19 protein-coding genes are annotated in these 20,751 nt (G+C 33.6%); 4 read left to right on the plus strand and 15 right to left on the minus strand.

Translation table 11 applies throughout. The features are described 5' to 3' along the window. Positions 1–7 precede the first annotated feature (7 nt). Positions 8–412, plus strand: a complete 405-nt coding sequence (locus WKT12_RS15070; RefSeq protein ID WP_340320214.1) for a hypothetical protein — start codon at positions 8–10, stop codon at positions 410–412. A 135-nt stretch (positions 413–547) separates the two neighbouring features. Here the strand turns inward: WKT12_RS15070 and WKT12_RS15075 are convergent, their stop codons facing one another. The 13 genes from WKT12_RS15075 to WKT12_RS15135 form a co-directional block, all read right to left on the minus strand. Next, on the minus strand, positions 548–1,543 hold the full coding sequence (locus tag WKT12_RS15075) for an O-methyltransferase (RefSeq protein WP_340320203.1): 996 nt from the start codon (positions 1,541–1,543) through the stop codon (positions 548–550). Next, positions 1,536–2,882 carry an ATP-binding protein gene (locus WKT12_RS15080; protein ID WP_340320204.1) on the minus strand — a complete coding sequence of 449 codons (1,347 nt, stop codon included), beginning with the start codon at positions 2,880–2,882 and terminating at the stop codon, positions 1,536–1,538. Before WKT12_RS15080 ends, WKT12_RS15075 begins: the two co-directional genes overlap by 8 nt. 14 nt (positions 2,883–2,896) lie before the next feature. Further along, the gene (locus WKT12_RS15085) at positions 2,897–3,688 is read right to left on the minus strand and encodes a restriction endonuclease (protein WP_340320205.1); all 792 of its coding nucleotides are present in this window, start codon (positions 3,686–3,688) and stop codon (positions 2,897–2,899) included. Positions 3,689–3,690: 2 nt separating this feature from the next. Next, positions 3,691–4,116 (minus strand): hypothetical protein, encoded by a 426-nt coding sequence (locus WKT12_RS15090; protein WP_289592018.1) that lies wholly within the window; start codon positions 4,114–4,116, stop codon positions 3,691–3,693. Between the two features lie 7 nt (positions 4,117–4,123). Beyond that, a complete protein-coding gene (locus tag WKT12_RS15095) occupies positions 4,124–6,277 on the minus strand; it encodes a DNA sulfur modification protein DndD (RefSeq protein WP_289592016.1) in 2,154 nt (717 codons plus the stop codon). Positions 6,278–6,288: 11 nt separating this feature from the next. Then, positions 6,289–6,492: a hypothetical protein gene (locus WKT12_RS15100; RefSeq protein ID WP_289592015.1), complete on the minus strand. Its 204-nt coding sequence runs from the start codon at positions 6,490–6,492 to the stop codon at positions 6,289–6,291. A gap of 8 nt (positions 6,493–6,500) precedes the next feature. Continuing rightward, entirely contained in the window at positions 6,501–8,711 is a 2,211-nt protein-coding gene (locus WKT12_RS15105; protein WP_340320206.1) for a DEAD/DEAH box helicase family protein, read from the minus strand. Beyond that, the gene (locus WKT12_RS15110) at positions 8,705–9,103 is read right to left on the minus strand and encodes a DndE family protein (protein ID WP_289592012.1); all 399 of its coding nucleotides are present in this window, start codon (positions 9,101–9,103) and stop codon (positions 8,705–8,707) included. Before WKT12_RS15110 ends, WKT12_RS15105 begins: the two co-directional genes overlap by 7 nt. A 2-nt stretch (positions 9,104–9,105) precedes the next feature. Beyond that, positions 9,106–11,247, minus strand: coding sequence for an AAA family ATPase (locus tag WKT12_RS15115; protein WP_289592010.1), 2,142 nt, complete (start codon positions 11,245–11,247; stop codon positions 9,106–9,108). 3 nt (positions 11,248–11,250) lie between these two features. Next, entirely contained in the window at positions 11,251–12,582 is a 1,332-nt protein-coding gene (gene dndC, locus WKT12_RS15120; RefSeq protein ID WP_289592008.1) for a DNA phosphorothioation system sulfurtransferase DndC, read from the minus strand. A 32-nt stretch (positions 12,583–12,614) separates the two neighbouring features. After that, a complete protein-coding gene (locus WKT12_RS15125; RefSeq protein WP_235301933.1) occupies positions 12,615–12,836 on the minus strand; it encodes a helix-turn-helix transcriptional regulator in 222 nt (73 codons plus the stop codon). Between the two features lie 97 nt (positions 12,837–12,933). Then, the gene (locus WKT12_RS15130; RefSeq protein ID WP_235301934.1) at positions 12,934–13,254 is read right to left on the minus strand and encodes a helix-turn-helix domain-containing protein; all 321 of its coding nucleotides are present in this window, start codon (positions 13,252–13,254) and stop codon (positions 12,934–12,936) included. A 94-nt stretch (positions 13,255–13,348) separates the two neighbouring features. After that, the gene (locus WKT12_RS15135) at positions 13,349–14,059 is read right to left on the minus strand and encodes a hypothetical protein (protein WP_340320207.1); all 711 of its coding nucleotides are present in this window, start codon (positions 14,057–14,059) and stop codon (positions 13,349–13,351) included. Between the two features lie 478 nt (positions 14,060–14,537). Here WKT12_RS15135 and WKT12_RS15140 point away from each other — a divergent pair, with 478 nt between their 5' ends. Beyond that, positions 14,538–15,671 carry an AAA family ATPase gene (locus tag WKT12_RS15140; protein ID WP_340320208.1) on the plus strand — a complete coding sequence of 378 codons (1,134 nt, stop codon included), beginning with the start codon at positions 14,538–14,540 and terminating at the stop codon, positions 15,669–15,671. Between the two features lie 118 nt (positions 15,672–15,789). Here the strand turns inward: WKT12_RS15140 and WKT12_RS15145 are convergent, their stop codons facing one another. Together WKT12_RS15145 and WKT12_RS15150 are read right to left on the minus strand one after the other, a co-directional pair. Next, positions 15,790–16,617 (minus strand): nucleotidyl transferase AbiEii/AbiGii toxin family protein, encoded by an 828-nt coding sequence (locus WKT12_RS15145; RefSeq protein WP_340320209.1) that lies wholly within the window; start codon positions 16,615–16,617, stop codon positions 15,790–15,792. Next, complete coding sequence (locus tag WKT12_RS15150; RefSeq protein ID WP_340320210.1) at positions 16,614–17,240, minus strand: type IV toxin-antitoxin system AbiEi family antitoxin domain-containing protein; 627 nt, start codon at positions 17,238–17,240, stop codon at positions 16,614–16,616. Before WKT12_RS15150 ends, WKT12_RS15145 begins: the two co-directional genes overlap by 4 nt. 779 nt (positions 17,241–18,019) lie before the next feature. On the opposite strand from WKT12_RS15150, the gene WKT12_RS15155 reads away from it, so the two are divergent. Both WKT12_RS15155 and WKT12_RS15160 read left to right on the plus strand, forming a co-directional pair. Then, positions 18,020–18,361, plus strand: a complete 342-nt coding sequence (locus WKT12_RS15155) for a nucleotide pyrophosphohydrolase (protein WP_021971426.1) — start codon at positions 18,020–18,022, stop codon at positions 18,359–18,361. After that, on the plus strand, positions 18,358–20,475 hold the full coding sequence (locus WKT12_RS15160; RefSeq protein WP_340320211.1) for a DUF2075 domain-containing protein: 2,118 nt from the start codon (positions 18,358–18,360) through the stop codon (positions 20,473–20,475). The genes WKT12_RS15155 and WKT12_RS15160 overlap by 4 nt, the downstream gene beginning before the upstream one ends. The last annotated feature ends 276 nt before the right edge of the window (positions 20,476–20,751 follow it).

Here is a 20,751-nt window from a genome sequence, read left to right on the forward strand (position 1 = left end):
AATTATTATGAACTATTCCGATTTTATTTACGATTTCAATCTCTATTTGTGTGAAAGATTCGGTTACAGAAACTGCTGTTCCGTTATGCACAACGCCAACGGCATTTGTGTTTCTGTCCATGTAGGCGAAATGGATTTATATATCCGTTTCTGGGAATACAGTTGCGGCGTTGGCAGCATCCCCGACTGGAGCATCATCATTGTGCGCAGCAACTTCAAACGAAACCAGCAGGAGAACCTGAAAGACCTTGCCCGCTTCTTCAAGGAATACGCCCCGCGCTATGGTTACAAATACCTCTGCACCGAGGATGATGAATACAAGTATTATCAGACTCTCGGTTTGAAACTTATCCATAGAGGATTTTTCAGACAATATAATTATGGGTTGCCGTTGAAAGAGTTGGAGGTATAAATTTCAAACTACGCAGAAAGGCCTAAACTTTCTTGCGTAGTTAGTTTTCAATTTTTCTACGAATAAAAAATAAGAAACTTTCATATTTTATAAAATTACTCTACAAAATCAATAAAATGAAATCTTTCATTATTATTAAATCCTTACATCATGAAAAGACGGACAATATTTGTATATCTTCTTATATTCCATCAATTCATTCTCTGTAATTATCTTATCTTCGATAAACTCTTTTTCTTTATCTATATCAAATAAGATCTGATTCAATGCTAAGGTTTCTCTATGGGTTAAAATTGGAACATCTATCCTATATACAGCATCATTTTCTCTTTTCATAATAAAATCAAAATTATCAAGGCATACCGAATCGATATTTATACTTTCATTGCAGACGATACCCCCATATGTAAACATTTTAGCGCCTCTTTTTTCTTGATATATAATATTATACAGCAAACGAAATTTGTTGTTTTCATTTTTGCTTAGATTCCTATCAGAGATTGTTCCTTGAATTTTTTTATCCAACATTCTTTTTATGGTATAGAATGATTTTTCTGGAGTACATGCATCTGGCTCAATATCAAATGGTAGTAAGTCACCAAAAACTTCTTTAATTTCTTCAGGAGACATAGGTTCCTTCCCATCTTCCTTATTTGTAATGCGTCCCTCTAATTCTATATAGTTTCCTTTTTTTAGTTCACGGTTACAAGAAAAGATGAAAATACTTCCAGCAGGTACTGTATGAAAAATAGTTTCAAGATCTTCAAACATATATTTTTGCAAAACTCCATCATAATCCAACCAAATTAATGAAGGAATCGATAAGTCGATTGTTGGTAGTACAGTATTTGAATCTCCTCTTAGTATTTTTATGCACTGGAAAGGTTTATTTAACTCTAGCTTATATTCTGAGTAACTACCATTCTCTATACTTATCATTTGGTTTATCTGTAATTCTCTATGAAATAATTTAAAATCAGTAAAAGAACATCCGCCAAAACCAATATATTGATACTCTTGTTCTTTTCTAATAGCACCTAAAATACGTGAAAGAGAAGCAAGAAGCATTCTACGCTCAACAAATTTGCAAGGACGAATTTCATAATTAATTGTAACAGCACTCTTACTCATAATCAATACCCTCCATTTTTACATAATAGTTGAAAGTAGTTTTACCTAATTCTTTGTAACTTGAAACATCTGCATTATCTTTTGCGATCTCAGCCGTTTTCTTATTTACATCATATGCGACTCTTACAGTATTCTTTTTTTCTGCTATTTTTTGCAAATCTAATTCTGGAGCAATAAAAGACTTTTCTCCTATAATTTCAGAATCATAAGTCCGAATACTTTCAATATTCATTTTATCCGAAATATCTCCTATCAACTTTCTATAATCATTAGCCTCTTCTTTTAAACCTGTAATAGCTTTTAAAAATGACATTACTCTAATCATACCATTTCTCATATGCGGAAGTATTTTTCGATATACATTAGATGATGCATCCAATCCTTTCTTAGTTGTTGTTAAAGGCAATTTACTGGTTTCTTGGCTATATAGAAAAACAAAGCCTCGGAACATGGCATAATCGATATGCCATTTTGAAATAGAATTAACCCCCCACCCAGTGAGGCTAGTTTGATCACCTTCTAAAACTAGTCTATTATTACAGAAAACGTACCATCCTGAAAGTTTAGGTTCGCCAATACGTCCCAACCCCGCAACGATCTTATAATGTACCCCATCAATCTCTCCCTTAATAAAATATGGTTTAGTCTTTTCAGATATAAATAGTTCAGGGCTATCAGCGACCAGTTCCTTATTGTTTAAGGTGATTTTCATTCCTTTTATAAGGCTAAAACATAACATCTTAGTTATGCAAGCATACAAACTATTTAAAAAATCATCACTTCCGAATAGAGCCTTAACATCTTCCTTTAAATCTGTAACCTCTATTATTGTACCATCGTTAACATTTAGATTATTAAGAATTGTAGACTCAAATGTCCAATCATCAATTTCAACAGTTTTCCCATCTAATGTATTAACTTGCTTAACTTTATCACACCATTCATCTACATTTACATTTACAAGAAAATGTTCTCTATCCTTTTGAGACTCTACTGAAAATTTCTTTCCCATCTTAAATAGAGCCCTTTTCATTCCTATACCAAACCGACCAACAGAGTTTTTTATTGTTGGAGCATCTTCTGGTCTGCCAAATCTAAAAGCATATCTTTGAGCTCTATCGAGAGAAAAACCACCACAATTATCTTTTATATATAGCTTATTAGCATCAATCTCTATATTAATAACAAAACCACTTAAATCGTTAGAGTTAATTTGAGTAGCTCCGTCGATTGAATTATCTAACAAATCTATTATTGCATCTTCAATTGAAATATCTCTTGTTATCATTTCAATAAAGAATTTTTTCGTTGGATTCCCTTCTATTATACTGGTGTTCATAATATTAATATTTTTTATGATAATACTTGATCTAGTGCATTTATGTAGATAGGCATATTTTCATGTTCGATTCCAAATTGTTTCTCAATCATAAACTTTACAATCATTTCACCATCAATCAGAATTATAGGCACTGCCCCATGTTTAATAGAGCAGCTCATAGCATCTTTGGTAAACGACGATGTCGTGAAGAATATTCCTTGTTCATACTCCCCTTGAATGGCACCTCTAAACGCATCTATTTCTTTTCTCCCAACAGAGCCAACATTCCATCTTTTACATTGGAACGCTACACTCATATGCGCCAATCCTATTTTTAATTTGCCAAATCCATCAATACCTCCATCCTTACTCTTTTGAGTAACTGATAAATCTGAGAAACCATAGACATCCAAAAGATTCATGCAGAACTTCTCAAATTCGTATGGATTGAAACTCTTCAATTGACGAAGGATCTTTTGCTGGAATGCTTCTACATACTCATGATATAACTCTCGAACAGTTCGTAGAGAAGCCAGCTCCTTTGCAGTATTTTTTACTCGCTCTTTATTTTCCTCATTGACACGGAATTTTCTGCTAGATTCATCGTATATGAAATACTTCTTCGATGATGCAGTTGGAAAATCTATACCTAATGAATGACTTCTAAGTTCACTTCTTAATACAGATACAGGGGCTTGGGCTCGAAATGTATATAAAGATCGTTCAAGAATCTTTGCATAAATTTCTGCTACAGACATCGGTTGGTTGTCAAAAGATAACAACACCTCCTTTGCGGCCTCTAATATGGTATACTTCTTACCCATAATTATCTCCCAAATATTTCTTGCTTAACCCATTCCAAATCATTAGTAATTGGCTGATCTTGCATTATATTCATTATGTAATAAAAACCACCATTAGCATATTCATTTATCAAATCAATAGCTTTTGTTGGTTCTTTCATAATATCAAGAGAACCTGCTTTGGCAATACACATACACAATAATGCTTCAGCATCTTTTTCGCCGCCACCATTACACATCGTATTCAAACTAAAAGGACGGTCAGCAATAGGAGATTGTAGAGGTCTACGTTCATTGTGTATAAAACCAACAACCGCAGCCCATACAAAACATTGCCAATGATATGAAAATACATTATAGGCGCCACCTTGTTTATTTGAAAACTTAAGAATAACATTATCCTTAACATATTGCTCAAATGAGAACTTTAATTCAAATATATTTTCCATATAAAATTCATTTTAGAACAACAATTTTTGTAGAGATTTCATGTTGTCCACGATTAGCATCTCCACTATAAATTTCACTTTCCAAATTATAAATTTTAGACACATTGTTTTGATTTCGCAAATCAATATATTTATCGCTTGCCAAATCTACGTCTTTAGTTAAAATAATTGACTGTTCAAAAATATCTTTGATACCAAGCAAATATTTATGAGTTGTTTCAAGATCAAAACTAGACGTTGGTGCATCACTTATAAATGGATAATATATACCCATAGCTTCCTGGTTCAAAGACAGTAATGCATTAATAATGCTCATTTTTTTTCTATCTTCATGACTGGTATTAAGGCCTGCGTCAAATTCAATAGAATAATCGTCTCCTATTTTAACGCAACCTTTATAGCCATTGTCATGTTCTGTAAATTTGGCATAAAATATATTTGCTCTTTCTTCAATCTTACGAAGCAAATCTTTTCTTGCATTTTCTTGAACTCTCTTACAAATATCTTCCAGAAAAGTAGAAATGTTTTTCCATTCTGTTTCTGGAACTTTTGCGATTGTTGTATCTTTATCTCCTAATTTGTCAAGTTCTTTTTCAGCTAAGCGTAAGTCACTCTTATAGTTATTAAGAGTCTGTTTAGAAACATCCAATTTGCGTTGTAACATGTCTAAATTACTCCGACTGGCACGAATGCGAGAATTTATTATTCCGGCTGTTTCAGCTTGAGTTACTGGATCAACTCCATGTTTTTTCTTAATCTCTTCAATTTGATCATCAAGTTTTTCCTTTTCATCTTGTTTTCTTCTCCTTTGTGCCATATACTTTTCCAAATCATTTTCGCTATCTTTCCATTGTTTATCAATTTTAGATAAAGAAATAAGTAGGGAATCTGGATAATCCTGTATTTTTCCGACAAACATATTGAATTGCTTCGATAGTTGCATATTGTTTGTGTATTCTTCCATATCTTTTAAATAATCTTCCTGTAATCTTAATCGCTCAAGGATATAATGGTACTGAGCATCATTCTCTGTAAATTCAGTACCACATACAAAACATTTTTTCTCTCTAAGTATTTCTTCTAATTTTGAGCGACTAGGATTATCTAAATATCTTTTTTCCGGAACCGTATACTCTTCCTCTTTATGCTTTTCTATAATTTCCTTACATTTTACAATCATGGGTTCAATACCACGAAGTATCCACAATGCAGGAAGTTTTTCCCGTTGAAAATTATCAATACGCGTTGTTTCTGTCAATAATCTACTAATTTCATTCTCACAATCTTTGTACTTTTTAACCAACATTGAATAACTTGCAAGACCAGAAATCTTAGTTTCACCATCAGCTAATGCAATTTTGACTGTATCAATGTTAGATTCAAGTTGTCTCTTATTTTCTTCTTCCTTCCCAATCTTGTAATTGAGAGTTTCAATATTAGACAATAATCCTTTAACATTGGCGTTATGTTTATTTAGCTCTTTTAATTTCCTACTCTCTATCCCTGCGATCTTTATTTTTGATTTACTAATTATTTCAGAAAGTTTCTCATAATACGGGAAATATGAAATATGTTTCACAGCGGCTTTCAAGGTTTCTTTATTTCTAAAGTTAATTAAGCTCTCTAAAGATTCTCCCTGAAACCAAATATAATTTCTTATGCCATCTGGAAATAATTCTGCAATCTTGTCTTCTGCTAATAAATCATTAAGCACTCTTGTCCCTGTTACAGAATCAAACGAAACTTTCAAGACATTTGGTCTTATTTGCCAAGCTTTATCTGAATCCCAGTTATCTTCATCAAGCCTCAAAGCACAAACAGAACGCTCTATTATGTAGTTTGTCCCCTTATCATCTTCCAATTCGATTTGAACAGAAGCTGTAATTTCTTCATTAATATTTGCTTTGTAAAGAGCCCTTTTATTGATAAATTCATAACGTTGCATCGCAAATTTAGCAGACTGAGGCAAGTTGTCAGTTGTGCACCATCCAATCCCTGTAATATATATTTTCCCAAATAAAACCCAATAAAATGCATTGAAAAGTTTCGACTTACCCTTTCCACCATTACCTATTACAAGATTAAGTCCTCTGGAAAAATCCATTGTTTGACTCTTATAATAAGATTGAAAATTTTCAATAGTAATATTTTTTATAATCATAATCTTAGTCTTTATGAATTACAGATATTCTTGATATTTGCAATATACTGGTTCGTTAATGCATCAGCATCACCTACATTTGTAGACAAGTCTGTCAGCATTTTTGCGACCTCTTTAGCTTTCTCAAAATTTACGGTTATCTTTTCTGTTCCAGACTCAACCGTTTGATTAATTTCTTTCTCAATCGCTTTATACATTTCGTCCTGTATAGCCATAATATCTTTTATTTATAGTTATTATTCTCTTTATCAAGTAAATCAAATAGATTAATTTTTAAGGCCTCACAATAAGCCAATAAATTTCCATATAAAATATCTATTTGATTATCTGCAAGGGCTGCAAAGTTTACGATTCTCTTAACCTCATTAAAAAACAAATTTCTTTCAATTTTATTGGACTCATCCAATATATTAGGAGGTGTAACAATTAAATCCCAAATTCTTGCTTTCTCTTTTCCTTTGCATTTTCTCAATACACGTCCACGACGTTGAACAAATTGACGAGGATTTCCTGTACTTGAACAAAATATTGCATGTTCTGCACGAGGAATGTCTACTCCTTCATCAAGGCATTTCATTGAAAGGAGAATTTGAATATCTCCATCAGCAAAATTTTGCAATATACTCGGAGCGTCATCTAACCCACTTATATATTTATGATAACTATAACCGTGCTCTTTAAACATTTGAGCATATTCATCTATAATATGTATATCATCCTGATCAATATTATAAGAATCATTTATTGAATAATCCGGTTCATACCCTTCGGGTACAAAAACAAAAGTGTAATCTAACTTCTGTTTTTGCTTTAATTCTTCTAATAAATCTGATATAGCAATTTTTTTATTCTCAGCTTTATGAATAATTCTTTTTCGCTTTAGTAATAATTTTTCTGCATTAGGTTTATATTTTCCTGTATCAGCATCAATATACTTTCTTAACTGATCGGAAATTTTTTCATACTCTTCCATCTCTGAGCTAGTTAACTCTATGAAAATAGGATAATAATCATAATTGCATAAAATTCCTTCTTCAATCGCCTGCTTCATTGTATATCTATACGTATACTTAGGAGGTTTTGAATCAAAAAATTCATATAATTTTTCTGTGCCTAAATCATCATAAATTCTTTCAGGAGTCGCAGATAGTCCTATTCGCCAATTAATCATTTCAGGCAAATGCTTTAGAGAGTTTTGCGAACCTATATTATGAGCCTCGTCTGCAACATAAATAAAAGTCTCTATACCTCTAACTTTCTTAAGAAATAATTGTATATCATTTCTGTTAAAGGTAGCATACGTTGTAATAAGTATAATACTCTTTGTTGAATCCAATAAGCTTCTTGTAATATATCTGCTTAATACGTCTTTCCAATCCTTATCAGAATGTGTTGAAACGATATTCTGAAAATTAAAAGATTTAGTTTCATGCTCCCATTGCATTGCTAATGCTTGTGTAGGTACCACAATAATAGCTTTATAGTATCCATTCTCCTTATACTGCTTTCGTATGCAATTAAGAGCTGTAACAGTTTTGCCAGAACCTGTTGCCATAGCAAACATACCTTTTTTACCATTTCCTATCCATGCATTATATGCATCTATTTGTATCTTCCTTTCTTCCGGAAATGGAAATTGAGGTTCCTGCTCTTTCAATTCTATTTTATCAAGAATCCTTTTTGATATGGGTTTATAATATTTTTGGGGAACATCATTATCCATCCCAATAGACTCTCTAAGATTAATCCCTTCTTCTATCAAATTTGTTAGAGAGGCTTCTGGGAATTTTTCACGAATAAATGTTTTTACATTCTCTATTGGTATATGAATAAGATGAGGCGTATCTTTTTCCCAAGATTGATCAAATAATGTTTGATATTCAGCAATCCTGTTATCATCATTTGGAGATGTAAATACTGTAATAGTTTCACCATTTAGCTCTAATGCCGATTGTGAAAAGTTTGCAGAACCAATAAAAGCTACCTTATTACCCTTTTCATCTTTGAATATTCCATATTTATCATGTCCCAATCCACCTTTTGTAGAAACCGTAGCAACAAATTTAATTCTATCAACAGAAATCAGATAAGACAAACAACGGAAAAATTGCTCATCTTCTTTTGATAATGTTTCTATTAATTTTTTTATATCACATAATATATTGTCCTCAAAATCTTCTATTAAATGCTTTTGTCCATTTTCTATTACTTCTTTATCCTCTTTACTCAAAATATGATTCATAACTACCCGCATCTTGCCTCCATTAGCAATAAATAGAGCAAAGCCGTATGACAGACTTCTGATTCCACTTGATGAAAAAAATCCTAAGCCTAAATCAAAATTACAACTTTCAATTAAAGCCTCTGTAAAAAAATCTTTTGGCTCGTCGTATCCAGAAGTATAGCTATGTTTGAAATGTACGTCACTCAGCATATAATATCCTCCAAACCATGGTTTATTTTATCAATTAAGTAATCGTACCCATTTAAATTAGGATTCTCATGTAATTCTTGATTCATAAGCTGTAAACCGTCATCAATATGTAGTTTTACATATTTAGGGATATCTTTATCTGTTTTATATAAACCATATTTAACACAAATAAGTCCTATGTAATATGGCAGATTATTGCCAAATAAAACATGCTTACTATATTCTTTTCCTTGAGAATCTGCAATGTCTGACAATGACAACAAACGGTCTTTAGACAGAGAATATGTGAATGCGATACGAGCAATAATATTCTCAGCTCCTAAATTAAATTTTCGACTCAATTCAGTAACTATATCCTTATTAGCTTTGGATGTTTTTATTGATGTAAACATATTTATTCAAATATTTTAAATAATTTCTCAGGAGCGACCATCTTAAATGAAGAACAGTGATCATCATTCTCGATAATGTACACACTGTTCACATTAGGAAGTAAAGCATTATATTCATCTTCGGATAGTTCTTTTCCAAGCAAAGGGAAAATTACAACTTGTTTAGATACATTCGGATAAAATTTTGTTATAATATTATGTGAATGTATACTATCGAACTTTTGCAATGGGCTATCTATAAATACAGGAAACTCTATGCCTGATTCTTCAACAAGAGCATTCAAAATAGCTGTTGCATAAAGCTGTTGTTCTCCTTTAGAGAGCTTCTCTTTACTAATAGTTTCACCTGATTTATCTAATAATTCTATTTCAATAATATCATTTTTTAAATCAATTCGTACACTGTGAATGAAATCTGTTTTATGCATTAACATATCAATACCAGACTCAATCTTTTTCTCAAGCGAGAATTTACGTTTAGCACGTAACTCAAATAAGAATGTTGTTAATTCAGCTATCAAACGTTCTGCAATTGCATCCTTAGCTTCATCTGATTTATCAACACGAATATGTTTTTGTATCTCTGATAATTGTTTTTTTCTAACAGAAAGTTCTTTGTTTAAAGTTCCAATCTGTTCTGACAATTGCCTTGATTGTAGTTCAAAACGCAAAAGGCTTTCGTCAATCTCAGCTTTTCGTTGTCTTAATGCTTTAATTTCTATATTGCCATCATCATATTCAGCTGCAACGATTTTTCTCTGAGTTTTGGCAAGAAATAAGGCATTGTTTTTGACATCTTTAACTAATTGTTTAAATGTATTATTAAAGGAATACTTAATATTATCAAACAAAGTTTGTAATTCATTAGATTCGCTCTCACTATAATCCAATAATACTTTCATATTCGCTAATTGAATACTACTGGTTTCTGTAATGTGATTCTTGAAAATGTTGATTATCAAATTTTCAAGGGCACTCTGTTGCTTTGCTGACAACTTCAGGTTAGGAACCATTTCAATCAGCTGTGACTGGGTGGATTGAAGTGCCGCATTAATTGCAGTGTAATTGGCCGTTGCGCTCTTCAGATTCTTTTCAGCTGTTGCTTGATTTATCAGTTGAACAAATAAATTTCCAGAAATTGCAAATGGAGCAATATCAAGTAAATCTCGTAATTGTTCCTTTAACTTTGAATCCTTATTTTTCAATACGGTATACAACTCTTTCTGTTTGTTAAGTTCCTCAATGGTTATGGCATTACCTTCTCGGATTAAGCGTTCTTGAAGTTGAGTCGCTTCTATTCTATATTGCTGAATCTCTCTATCAATATTTTCTCTTTCAGCTTCCTTTGTTCGAATTTGATCTTCGATGCCATCAACAGTGGATGTTAATTTATCTAATTTGCTTTTGCTGATTGTTGAACCTGCATTCTTTCTGAATTTCAGTCGCAGATTTTCAAGATTACGTTTAATATCTTCATACTTCTTAATCCCTAAAACCTCACTATATGCGGTACTTAATCTTCGTTTTTCCTCAATTGATTTTACTTCTGCAAGATTAACAATCTTTTCAGCATCAAAGAAGAAAAATTTAGCGATATCTTTTGATAAAACAAAGTCGTTGATGAAGATATCATAGCCAACTTCTTTTGCTAGTTCATTTACCTGCCCATCAATCAATACTTCAATGGACTCAACATCTAGAAAATAGTCATAAGTTCTTCTAATTGTTATTGTACGACAAGGTATTGAAGGTATAAAAACATTTGAAATACTTACTTCAATATAATATTGAGCTGCTTCTTTAATATATTTATTTTCAGAAGAATATCCATTCTTAATAATTTGTTTACGCTCCTCTGCACTTATTTTATATGAGTCAACAATATTTGCTAAATTTTTATGCAAACTTTGCCGAGCATAGTTTTTATAACCTTGCACATCATTAATATCACGTCGAAATTTTTCATCAACGTCTACCATCAACTTTCCATAAAGGCACCATACTAATGATGTGAGAAATGTTGTTTTCCCAAAACCATTGTTACCAGCTATTAGAAATATATTTTTCTTATCCGGTTTAAATGAGATTTTGTTATGCCCTTTATATGCTCTGTAATTATGTATTATTATAGAATCTATAAACATTATTCACTTGTTATTGAGGTAGTTATCTAATCTCTTTTCAATATCTCCTTGTAAACCATTATTATTCATTAAAATGGTTTTGCTTTTTTGTAACGAGACCAAATCATTGATTAAATGATAGTCTTCCGGATGTCCTTTACAAACATTCTCGAGAATTAACCGTTCTTGATATTGCATATTTTCAAGTGGCATATCGCGTTTGTATACTTCATTATAGATATCTGTTACTTTGGGACTAAAAAAACCATCTCTATACCAATTAATTTGTATCGCAACTAATTCTTGATTGGAAATTAATTCCATATGAGGTTTAATCTTCTGCATATCACGTTGCAGCACTAATAACTTGCGAAGCATATTACACCTGTATTCAAATGTATAATTTCCCATATTATGTCCATCCGCATCTACTGCTAATTGTCCATTCCTACGAGTAGGATATCGGTTTTCAGAAATATTACGACCTTCAACCATTTCATCTCGATATTGAAGCAATGGTGCCATCCATTCATTTCCATTATTTATAAGAGCCTTCATCGACTTATCTTCTTTGACAACTGTACATACCCAACAACCAAATCTACTTTGCCCGCAAGAAGGTTGAGTTTTATCAGTTATAACGGTAGGACATTCATAATCATCCGCAGAAGCATTTGCATAAATCTGAACTAATTTATCATTATTATACCCCCAAGGCGAAGGTATTTCTCTAATAATATACCATACCTCTTCAAGATATAATTCTTTGATGGGAGGATAAGTATATGTATTGGGATTTAATGGATGCTTAGTCAATCGTTTACCTTTTATCTCATGCCTACGAATAGATTTAGCTCGCGTTGCACTTTCACTAAGGCGAGTGCCTATAAGAATAATGGCTTCACCCATAGCATCAACCTTATCTAATATAAATTGAGTAGTAGGTTTTATTTTTAATCTATCAGTGCACCATCTAAATGCATTATTGGGTACAGGATACCCTTTTCCCAAGAAACTGATCCAAAAACTATCTTCTAATTTAGGAACTGTTATTTCTACACTAATAGGAAGTTTTTGCTCAATAGCTGCGCTTTTGATACAGTCTAAGACCTCTACAATGTAATCAGTTATAATCGGATTCTCAACAAGAGTATCATTATTTACAACGTATACTTGCCTAGAAAGAGCTGAGTTCCCCAGATTCTCCCGTATAGAAAGTAATGCCTTCCATACAAGTGTTAATACAACAGTACTATCTTTACCTCCACTGAAGCCAATAATCCAAGGGATATTGTTATCGTCTTCAAGATATTGTTCTTTTATATCGTCTATTATATTATTTATGCGCTCTGACATTCTGTAAGATTTTGTGAAACCAATTCGTAATATTATTTAGATATCTGTGGTTTTAATAAGACTCGAATATCAACATCAAGTAAGTTTGCAATTTCTTGCAATTGGCTAATAGACGGTTGTGATTTATTCGAACACCATCTTGATATAGTATTCTCTGATTTACCCATTTGTTCAGCCAACCATTTATTAGTTTTTTGCTTTTCCACTAAAAGGACTTTAATTCTATTCATCACTATTTGTTGATTATTCGACATATTAATTCAATTTATTGATAACATATCTACAAAGATACACTTATTTTTTGTACAAAAGGACATTTTTTGTTCGGTTCATCATAGTCTTGACATCAACTTATTCTTTTTTGGATGCTCTTTTTCGTTTCTTGAGACTCAAATCCTGCAATGCTTTTCCCATTACATCTTCTTTTGCAAGCAGAAGAATGTCATCATCCATTTGAAGTGCATAAAGTACCCTAAGATAAATGCCTATTGTCACTGTCGGCACACCTTTCTCTATGCGCGAAACCGTAAGAGGTGAACAGGTGGCACGTTCGGCAACCTGAGCAATACTAAGATTTCTGCGCAATCTGGCCAGCCTGATCTGTTCACCCACAATTTGCATTTTCTGCTCCAATTTTCTTGTCAGCTTGTTACCCATCGTACTTTTTGTCATAGCTCAATATATCATATAATATATAATAATCTTGTTTTATTTTATAATGCGTTACAACATATTTTTTGCATTCAGCATGTATGTATATTCGAAATTAGAAGCATGCTTGTAATCTTTTTAACCCCAATTCTTTAATCGGGCTTGTCACATCACCCAATTTATTAATAATATCTTCGTACTCAACAATTAATTGCACTGCATTAGCTAAATGCAATCCTTCTATAACTTCCATTTGAACACTTACTTCCACATCTCTATGAGCATCTATCATATTTCTAACGCGAGTTAATTCAGAAGCATTCGACTCTCTAAATTTAGTAAGTTCTTTTCGTACATTAGTAAATATTCTATAGTCATAATTCGGAAAACAACGTTTGATAAATTTGAAAATCTCGGCAGTAGCATCAACCAACTTTTTTGAAGTTTCATATATCGCCGTATATACTGATTTAATAACATCTCGCTGTTCCCATTCATCAATACCGTCAACAGACAATCGCTTCAAATATTCTTTCATTTCAATACTGGCCATTTGAATATGCCCCATTGTATTCCATATGAGTAGATTGTCTTTAAATGCAGATTTCTTTGTTTCGAGGATAGCCAAAGAAGCCGGACTGCATTTTTTTATTTGTTTTTCACAAGCAGCAATATTATCCTTGCAATGACTTATACTTTGACGTATTTGTTCGAGACAATTTTGTTCCATTTCCAATGTTTCATTGAGTGTATGCTTTAACTCTTTTGCATTATCGTTTATCCGTTGCTCTAAAAAACTATCTAAAAGGCTTTTTTTATATTTCATATTTCTATTCTTAAGTTGATAATTTCACTAATTTACTCTTGTTGTGAACCTACCCACAATCTACATCTTCTGCTCCAGTTTTCTTGGCAACTTGGTACCCATCGTACTTTTTGTCATAGTTCAACCTATCATATAATATACAAATATAGCAGTTTTACTTTATTTTATGATGTGTTACAGGAATAAAGTTTCGAATTTACTCTTACCGTAATCTGCTTGACCACATCATTAGACGTTAAGACATTAAATGCTATTATATTATTCGTAGAGTTCGTATTTCACCTATAACAAACAATATATTATTTCTTACTAGGAAGCGAAACTCATTATGATTGTACAACTTTTACCCTGATATTTATACAAAGAAGACACGAATCAGTAAAATACTACAATAAATGTATATACACTTTTTGTTGCAACAATTTTTGTGATTACATTTTATGTATTATATTTGTATTGAAAATCAAAATAGAGCGTTATGGAAACTCCGTTTATATTTGGCAAGATTGCTACCGAGAAGAATTTTACCGATCGTGAGAGAGAAACAGCCGATTTGGTCCAGAACTTCACGTCGTTAATCAACACAATTATTATATCTCCTCGCCGCTGGGGAAAGAGTTCGCTTGTAAACAAAGCCGCAAAATTAGCGATGGCGCAGGACAGCAACCTCCGAATCTGTCATATCGACCTGTTCAATGTGCGTAGCGAGGAGCATTTCTATTCGCTGCTCGCCCAAAAGGTCATTGCCGCCACTTCCACAAAATGGGAGGAGGCAATCGAGAGTGCGAAGAGTTTCTTTTCGCATCTTGTTCCCAAGATTTCAATCGGTACAGACCCCACTAATGAGGTTTCAATCGACTTTGATTGGGAGGAGGTAAAGCGCAATCCTGATGAAGTGCTCGATCTTGCTGAAAAAATTGCCAGGAAGAAGGGGCTGAAAATCGTGATTTGCGTAGATGAGTTCCAAAATATCGCGGAATTTACAGACCCAGACTATTTCCAGAAAAAGTTGCGTTCACATTGGCAACTGCACCAGAGTGTGGCTTATTGTCTCTATGGTAGCAAACGCCACATGATGATAGAAGTGTTTAGCGACTCATCCAAACCGTTCTACAAGTTTGGCAACCTGATGTTTCTCAATAAGATTGACACGCCTTGCCTTGTGGAATTTTTCAAAAGTCGTTTCGCTGATACCGGTAAGAACATTGACGATGAAGCAAGCCATTTGATTGCAAAGCTTGTAGATAATCATCCATACTACGCACAGCAGCTAGCACAACTTTCATGGCTCAGAACAAAGGATGTATGTACCGTTGAGATCGTACGTGAGGCGCACACAGCGTTGGTGGAGCAGTTAAGTCTGTTGTTTGTAACAATTACCGAAACACTGACCACACAGCAACTAAACTACCTCAAGGCTCTTATAGCTGGAGAAAAGGCCATTAGTTCGACTGAAGTGATGCATCGCTATCAAATTTCTTCAACGACCTCAATATCCCGCTCAAAGGCTGCCCTTATCAAGAATGATATATTGGATAATAAGGCCGGTGAAATCTCGTTCCAAGACCCGATTTATGCCTATTGGTTGAAGACTGAGTTCTTTGCAAAATAATAAGACTATGAATAAGTATAACCGTACTTGGATTGCTTTCGCCAATAAGAAAAGATGTAGGCATGCTGATGCTATAAATACCTTAGGATTTATTTCTTGGAGAAAGCTTAATGTTGTATTATTCTATTCTTACCATCCCGGCCAACTGCACGAAATAATCATTTGACCAAATATCAAGTTCTTTTGGATTGCGCACGAAAGGCAATACATCTTCTTTCACTTGTTTTATATCAGCTGAAGAGAGACGCTCAATGAGTTTCTCCTTGAATAACTCTGGAGTGATATTCTCATTGTTGAACTGCTTGCACCGTTCTGCCAAATGAGCAAAATCAAGTAGGATATTATGGCGTACATACCATTCAAAGTCGTACCAATCACGACCTTTTACTCTGTTCTTCCACGCACGATATACTAAGGCGTGCATCTTGCCTGCAAACAAGTCGGGAAGTGTAAAACAACGGGTCATAAATGAATATGGCTGAAGCAATAGCTTCTGTTCCGTCTTGAAGTTCAACGGTGGGCAAGTATCTACTTCTATCTTTATCTTTATAGACTTCTCTGTCTGAAAAGTCACATCATACACATCGGTATTATCCTTAAGGAATGCTGATTCGACCTTTCCGAAATTCTTCTTATCTTTTTTCTTTATTTCAACCTCACGACCTACCATTGCAAAGGCATCAATGATAGCAGGGAAGTATTTCGTAAAATCGAACTTGTCATCTTGCGTAAGCAGTGAAAAATCCATATCCTCACTGAAACGCTGCAAACCATGAAAGATTCTCAGGCAAGTTCCGCCATAGAACGCAGCCGACTCAAAGAAACCTCCGGCATACAAGCCTGCAAGTATCATTTGTTGGTTAACTTCAAATATGGCGTTTCTCTTATGTTGCTCCGTTGTTAGATCATAACGGGAAAGCATATTGTCGAATATTTCATTTTTCATCGTCTTAAGAATTTTAAAAGTGTCGAAATTGAATCAGCCTTTTTGCCCACATTGATATAATCTTCAAATATAGTTGCGTCCATCTTATGGAACTCATCCATATCCATACGAATATCCTGCTCAAGATATATCTCTACATCCTTCATATAGCGAAGAATGACTTTTGAGGAATTGGCAATCAAATCACACAAAGCCTTTTCCGGTGATGCAATAAGAAATGCATAGTCACCTTTATTCATACTCCTTATTCCTATCGGAAATGCCTTTCTTGAAATATATTTGTAGTCATAATTGCCGACTGGAGTTTGAAAGCTTCGGGGATGTTTTACAGTCATTGATTGATGAACATATACAGCCTCGGGGATAAGTCCATAATATCGTAGTGCAGTAGACATTGAAATATACGAAGGTGCATAGAGATGATTGGCAATCAACTCACTCGATAGAGTCTTTCCTGAATATTCGGGGTTGATCACATAAAGTCCCCGCTTCAATCTGATGATAATCCCTTGCTTTTCGAGCCAGGTTACTTTCTTGTCAGCAGACTTAAGTTCTGGATATAACGATTCAATGATTGAAGTCGTTACTGGAATGGTCCCTATTTCATTTAATTGCCTATCCATACTGCAAATATAGTAATATTTTGAACAATAAAAGAAATAAAACTTCTTTTTCTGTTCAAATTATTACTGCTTATACAATCTTAAGAAATAGCGACCACTGTCATATAAGTCTGTTGTTTGTAACAATTACCGAAACACTGGTCACACAGCAACAGAACTATCTCAAGGCTCTTATAGCTAGAGAAAAGGCCATTAGTTCGACCGAAGTTATGCATCACTATCAAATCTCTTCAACGACCTCAATATCTCGCTCAAAGGCAGCCCTTATCAATAATGATATATTAGATAATAAGGCTGGTGAGATCTCATTCCAGGACCCGATTTATGCCTATTGGTTGAAGACTGAATACTTCGCAAAATAATCATAATGTCCCGCTCGGTTTCAGAGCCATTTTTGTACCTTTTCTCATCAAAAAACGGCATTTTTCACAAGTTTTTGTACCGCACATTTTGATATTCAAGAAATTACACTTACTTTTACTTTACAAAATGGAGGTACAAGCCGAGAATGGTGCTAAAAATCACTAACTTACACATTCTCAAATACTTGCCAACCTGCTGGTTGTACCTTTTAGAGTGCTATACTATTGATAATCAAAGATGTACACATACTGCATCGGGAAATAAATAACAATAAAAAGATTCTATTTCTTATCACAATTTAGAATGTGTCAGCAAAGTTATGATTTAACAGATTTTCCCACACTTATTTATTTCATACTTTGATATTCAACAAAGTAGATTTATCTTTGTCTTAATTCATAAAAAAGACAGATATAATGACATCAAAAAATTCAGATATAAAAGAAATAATGGAACGGATTATCCAATTCACTAAAGACAGAGACTGGGATCAGTTCCACAATGGAAAAGATCTTGCATTAGCTTTATCCATTGAAGCTTCAGAATTAAACGAGGCATTTTTATGGAAACGACCAGAAGACGTTAATGTGGATAAAATCAAAGAAGAATTGGCTGATATCATGAATTATGCATTTCTCATTGCTGACAAATACGATTTAGACATCAAAGAAATCATATTATCGAAATTAGCTAAAAACGCAGAAAAATATCCTATTGACAAATCCAAAGGCAACGCCAAGAAATATACTGAACTATGATTGTATATCACGCCAGTAAAAAGGGATTCATCAATGATGTCTTCAATGGTACCATCGCTGATGACATTGATCACGCCTTCTTAATTCATTTGGGAAGACACACTTCACCTAATGAAAAGCTATCATGGAAAAATTCCATGATGCATATGTATAAAGTAATCAATACATCAGATATTCCAGATAATTCAACAATTGCTATCGAATATCAAATTCCCCTAACATCTAAAAGAATCGATTTTATTATTTCCGGAGTAGACGATAATCAACGTTCTAACATTGTTATTATTGAATTGAAACAATGGGAACAAGCAAAACTATCCTCAAAATCCGGTATTATACAGACACGTTTTCAGCATGGTGAAAGTGAAACGGCACATCCTTCCTATCAAGCTTGGTCGTATGCTTACATGCTTCAAAATTATAATGAAACTGTACGCGAACAGAACATACAACTCCTGCCTTGTGCATTCTTACATAATTATCAGGAAGATCATATTATTTCTAATGAATGTTATACAGAATACATAATAAAAGCTCCTCTATTTCTAAAATCGGATGCTAGAAAACTGCAAGAATTTATAAAAAGACACATTAAATACGGTTCTAAGGAAGATATTGTATGGCTCATCGATAATGGAAGACTACGCCCATCCAAACAACTGGCAGATGCATTGAACTCTATGTTACATGGAAACAGAGAGTTTGTATTGTTGGATGATCAAAAAGTCGTATACGAAACTGCATTAAATTTAGCACGAGAAGCAGCAAAAGGGCCCAAACAAGTTCTTATCGTAGAAGGTGGTCCAGGTACGGGGAAAAGTGTCGTAGCAGTAAATCTTTTGGCTCAATTAACAAAAGAAGGAGTTGTTGCACAATATGTATCAAAAAATGCGGCACCACGAGATGTATACACAGCCAAACTATTAGGAAGTTTCAAGAAAAGCTATATCAACAATTTGTTTGTAGGCAGTGGCAGTTTCATTGATACTCCACAAAATACTTTTGGAGCACTAATTGTTGACGAGGCTCACAGACTGAATATGAGAAGTGGACTATATAGTAATTTAGGAGAGAATCAGATTATTGAAATCATACAAGCATCCCACTTTTCTGTATTCTTTGTAGATGATCGACAAAGAGTACATATCAAAGATATAGGCTCCAAAGCTACCATACAAAAATTTGCAGAATCTTGTGGCGCTGTAGTACACACTGCTAAGCTAAACTCTCAATTCCGATGCAATGGTTCAGACGGTTATTTAAGTTGGATCGACAATACTTTACAAATCAGACAAACAGCTAATATTCGATTAGCAGCTGATGATTATGATTTTCGAATCTTTTCTGATCCAAACCAACTGTTTGAAACGATTAAAGAAAAGAATCAAATTAATAACAAAGCACGCGTAGTAGCTGGATATTGCTGGGATTGGAATAGCAAGAAAAATCCTAATGCCTACGATATCATTCTACCTGAATTCCATTTTAAGAAACGCTGGAATCTAAACGCTGACAAAAATTTATGGATTATAGGTAACAAATCCATCGAAGAAATAGGTTGCATACACACATGTCAGGGTTTGGAACTGGATTATGTAGGTGTCATTATCGGGCCGGATATGCGTTATGAGAACGGACAAATCATTACAGATGTCACTCAACGTTCTAATAATGATCAATCTGTCAAAGGATTTAAGTCACTCATTGCACACAATAAAATCAAAGCTCTTCAAGATGCTGATGAGATTATAAAAAACACATATCGTACTTTACTTACCCGAGGAATGAAAGGGTGCTATGTTTATTGTTGTGACAAGCCATTGACTGAATATCTTGCAGCTCAGTTAGAGCCTCAACACGACGAATCTATCCCTGAACTAAGAATTGAGCCAGAAGTGAACAATGAAGTAAAATACATCGATTTCCTCCCCCTGTATTCCATACGAGCAGCATGCGGTTATTTTGGAGAAGGAGAAATGGTAGATGAAAGCGGTTGGATGAAAGTAGTTACTCCATCAAGACATATACCAGCAAGAAATCATTTGATGCAGAAGGAAACTGGGCTCATGAAGAAATTGTTCTCCAACCTAAAAATTCCGATTATTCTCCCATAGTCATTGAAGAAGAGCATGCAGACGAATTTCGAATTATTGGAGAGTTCATCGGTATTTTACAGCCTAATAGAAATATATAGCAAAAATTAAGGATATTCAAAAGAAAGTACCAATAGTGTAAGCATTGGAAATATGCACACAAATTTGCGATTTTCGAAACTTACACTATAGTTTTCTAAAAACAAAGATAGCCTATAATTTCTAAAGATGATATGGATAAACCTATATAAAGCATAAAAACAGATTGGTATTACTATCGACATCTAACGATTCCAC

Origin of the sequence: Phocaeicola sp. HCN-6420 (assembly GCF_037890145.1) — a bacterium.
GTDB lineage: Bacteria > Bacteroidota > Bacteroidia > Bacteroidales > Bacteroidaceae > Phocaeicola.

Excerpts from the sequence above, each read along its gene's own strand:
- WKT12_RS15150 (WP_340320210.1), bottom strand. The coding sequence starts at position 17,240 with ATGGATAGGCAATTAAATGAAATAGGGACCATTCCAGTAACGACTTCA.
- WKT12_RS15115 (WP_289592010.1), bottom strand. The coding sequence starts at position 11,247 with ATGTTTATAGATTCTATAATAATACATAATTACAGAGCATATAAAGGG.
- WKT12_RS15125 (WP_235301933.1), bottom strand. The coding sequence starts at position 12,836 with ATGTCGAATAATCAACAAATAGTGATGAATAGAATTAAAGTCCTTTTA.
- dndC (WP_289592008.1), bottom strand. The coding sequence starts at position 12,582 with ATGTCAGAGCGCATAAATAATATAATAGACGATATAAAAGAACAATAT.
- WKT12_RS15160 (WP_340320211.1), top strand. The coding sequence starts at position 18,358 with ATGATTGTATATCACGCCAGTAAAAAGGGATTCATCAATGATGTCTTC.
- WKT12_RS15080 (WP_340320204.1), bottom strand. The coding sequence starts at position 2,882 with ATGAACACCAGTATAATAGAAGGGAATCCAACGAAAAAATTCTTTATT.
- WKT12_RS15090 (WP_289592018.1), bottom strand. The coding sequence starts at position 4,116 with ATGGAAAATATATTTGAATTAAAGTTCTCATTTGAGCAATATGTTAAG.
- WKT12_RS15130 (WP_235301934.1), bottom strand. The coding sequence starts at position 13,254 with ATGACAAAAAGTACGATGGGTAACAAGCTGACAAGAAAATTGGAGCAG.
- WKT12_RS15110 (WP_289592012.1), bottom strand. The coding sequence starts at position 9,103 with ATGTTTACATCAATAAAAACATCCAAAGCTAATAAGGATATAGTTACT.
- WKT12_RS15075 (WP_340320203.1), bottom strand. The coding sequence starts at position 1,543 with ATGAGTAAGAGTGCTGTTACAATTAATTATGAAATTCGTCCTTGCAAA.
- WKT12_RS15085 (WP_340320205.1), bottom strand. The coding sequence starts at position 3,688 with ATGGGTAAGAAGTATACCATATTAGAGGCCGCAAAGGAGGTGTTGTTA.
- WKT12_RS15105 (WP_340320206.1), bottom strand. The coding sequence starts at position 8,711 with ATGCTGAGTGACGTACATTTCAAACATAGCTATACTTCTGGATACGAC.
- WKT12_RS15095 (WP_289592016.1), bottom strand. The coding sequence starts at position 6,277 with ATGATTATAAAAAATATTACTATTGAAAATTTTCAATCTTATTATAAG.
- WKT12_RS15155 (WP_021971426.1), top strand. The coding sequence starts at position 18,020 with ATGACATCAAAAAATTCAGATATAAAAGAAATAATGGAACGGATTATC.
- WKT12_RS15135 (WP_340320207.1), bottom strand. The coding sequence starts at position 14,059 with ATGAAATATAAAAAAAGCCTTTTAGATAGTTTTTTAGAGCAACGGATA.
- WKT12_RS15145 (WP_340320209.1), bottom strand. The coding sequence starts at position 16,617 with ATGAAAAATGAAATATTCGACAATATGCTTTCCCGTTATGATCTAACA.
- WKT12_RS15070 (WP_340320214.1), top strand. The coding sequence starts at position 8 with ATGAACTATTCCGATTTTATTTACGATTTCAATCTCTATTTGTGTGAA.
- WKT12_RS15100 (WP_289592015.1), bottom strand. The coding sequence starts at position 6,492 with ATGGCTATACAGGACGAAATGTATAAAGCGATTGAGAAAGAAATTAAT.
- WKT12_RS15140 (WP_340320208.1), top strand. The coding sequence starts at position 14,538 with ATGGAAACTCCGTTTATATTTGGCAAGATTGCTACCGAGAAGAATTTT.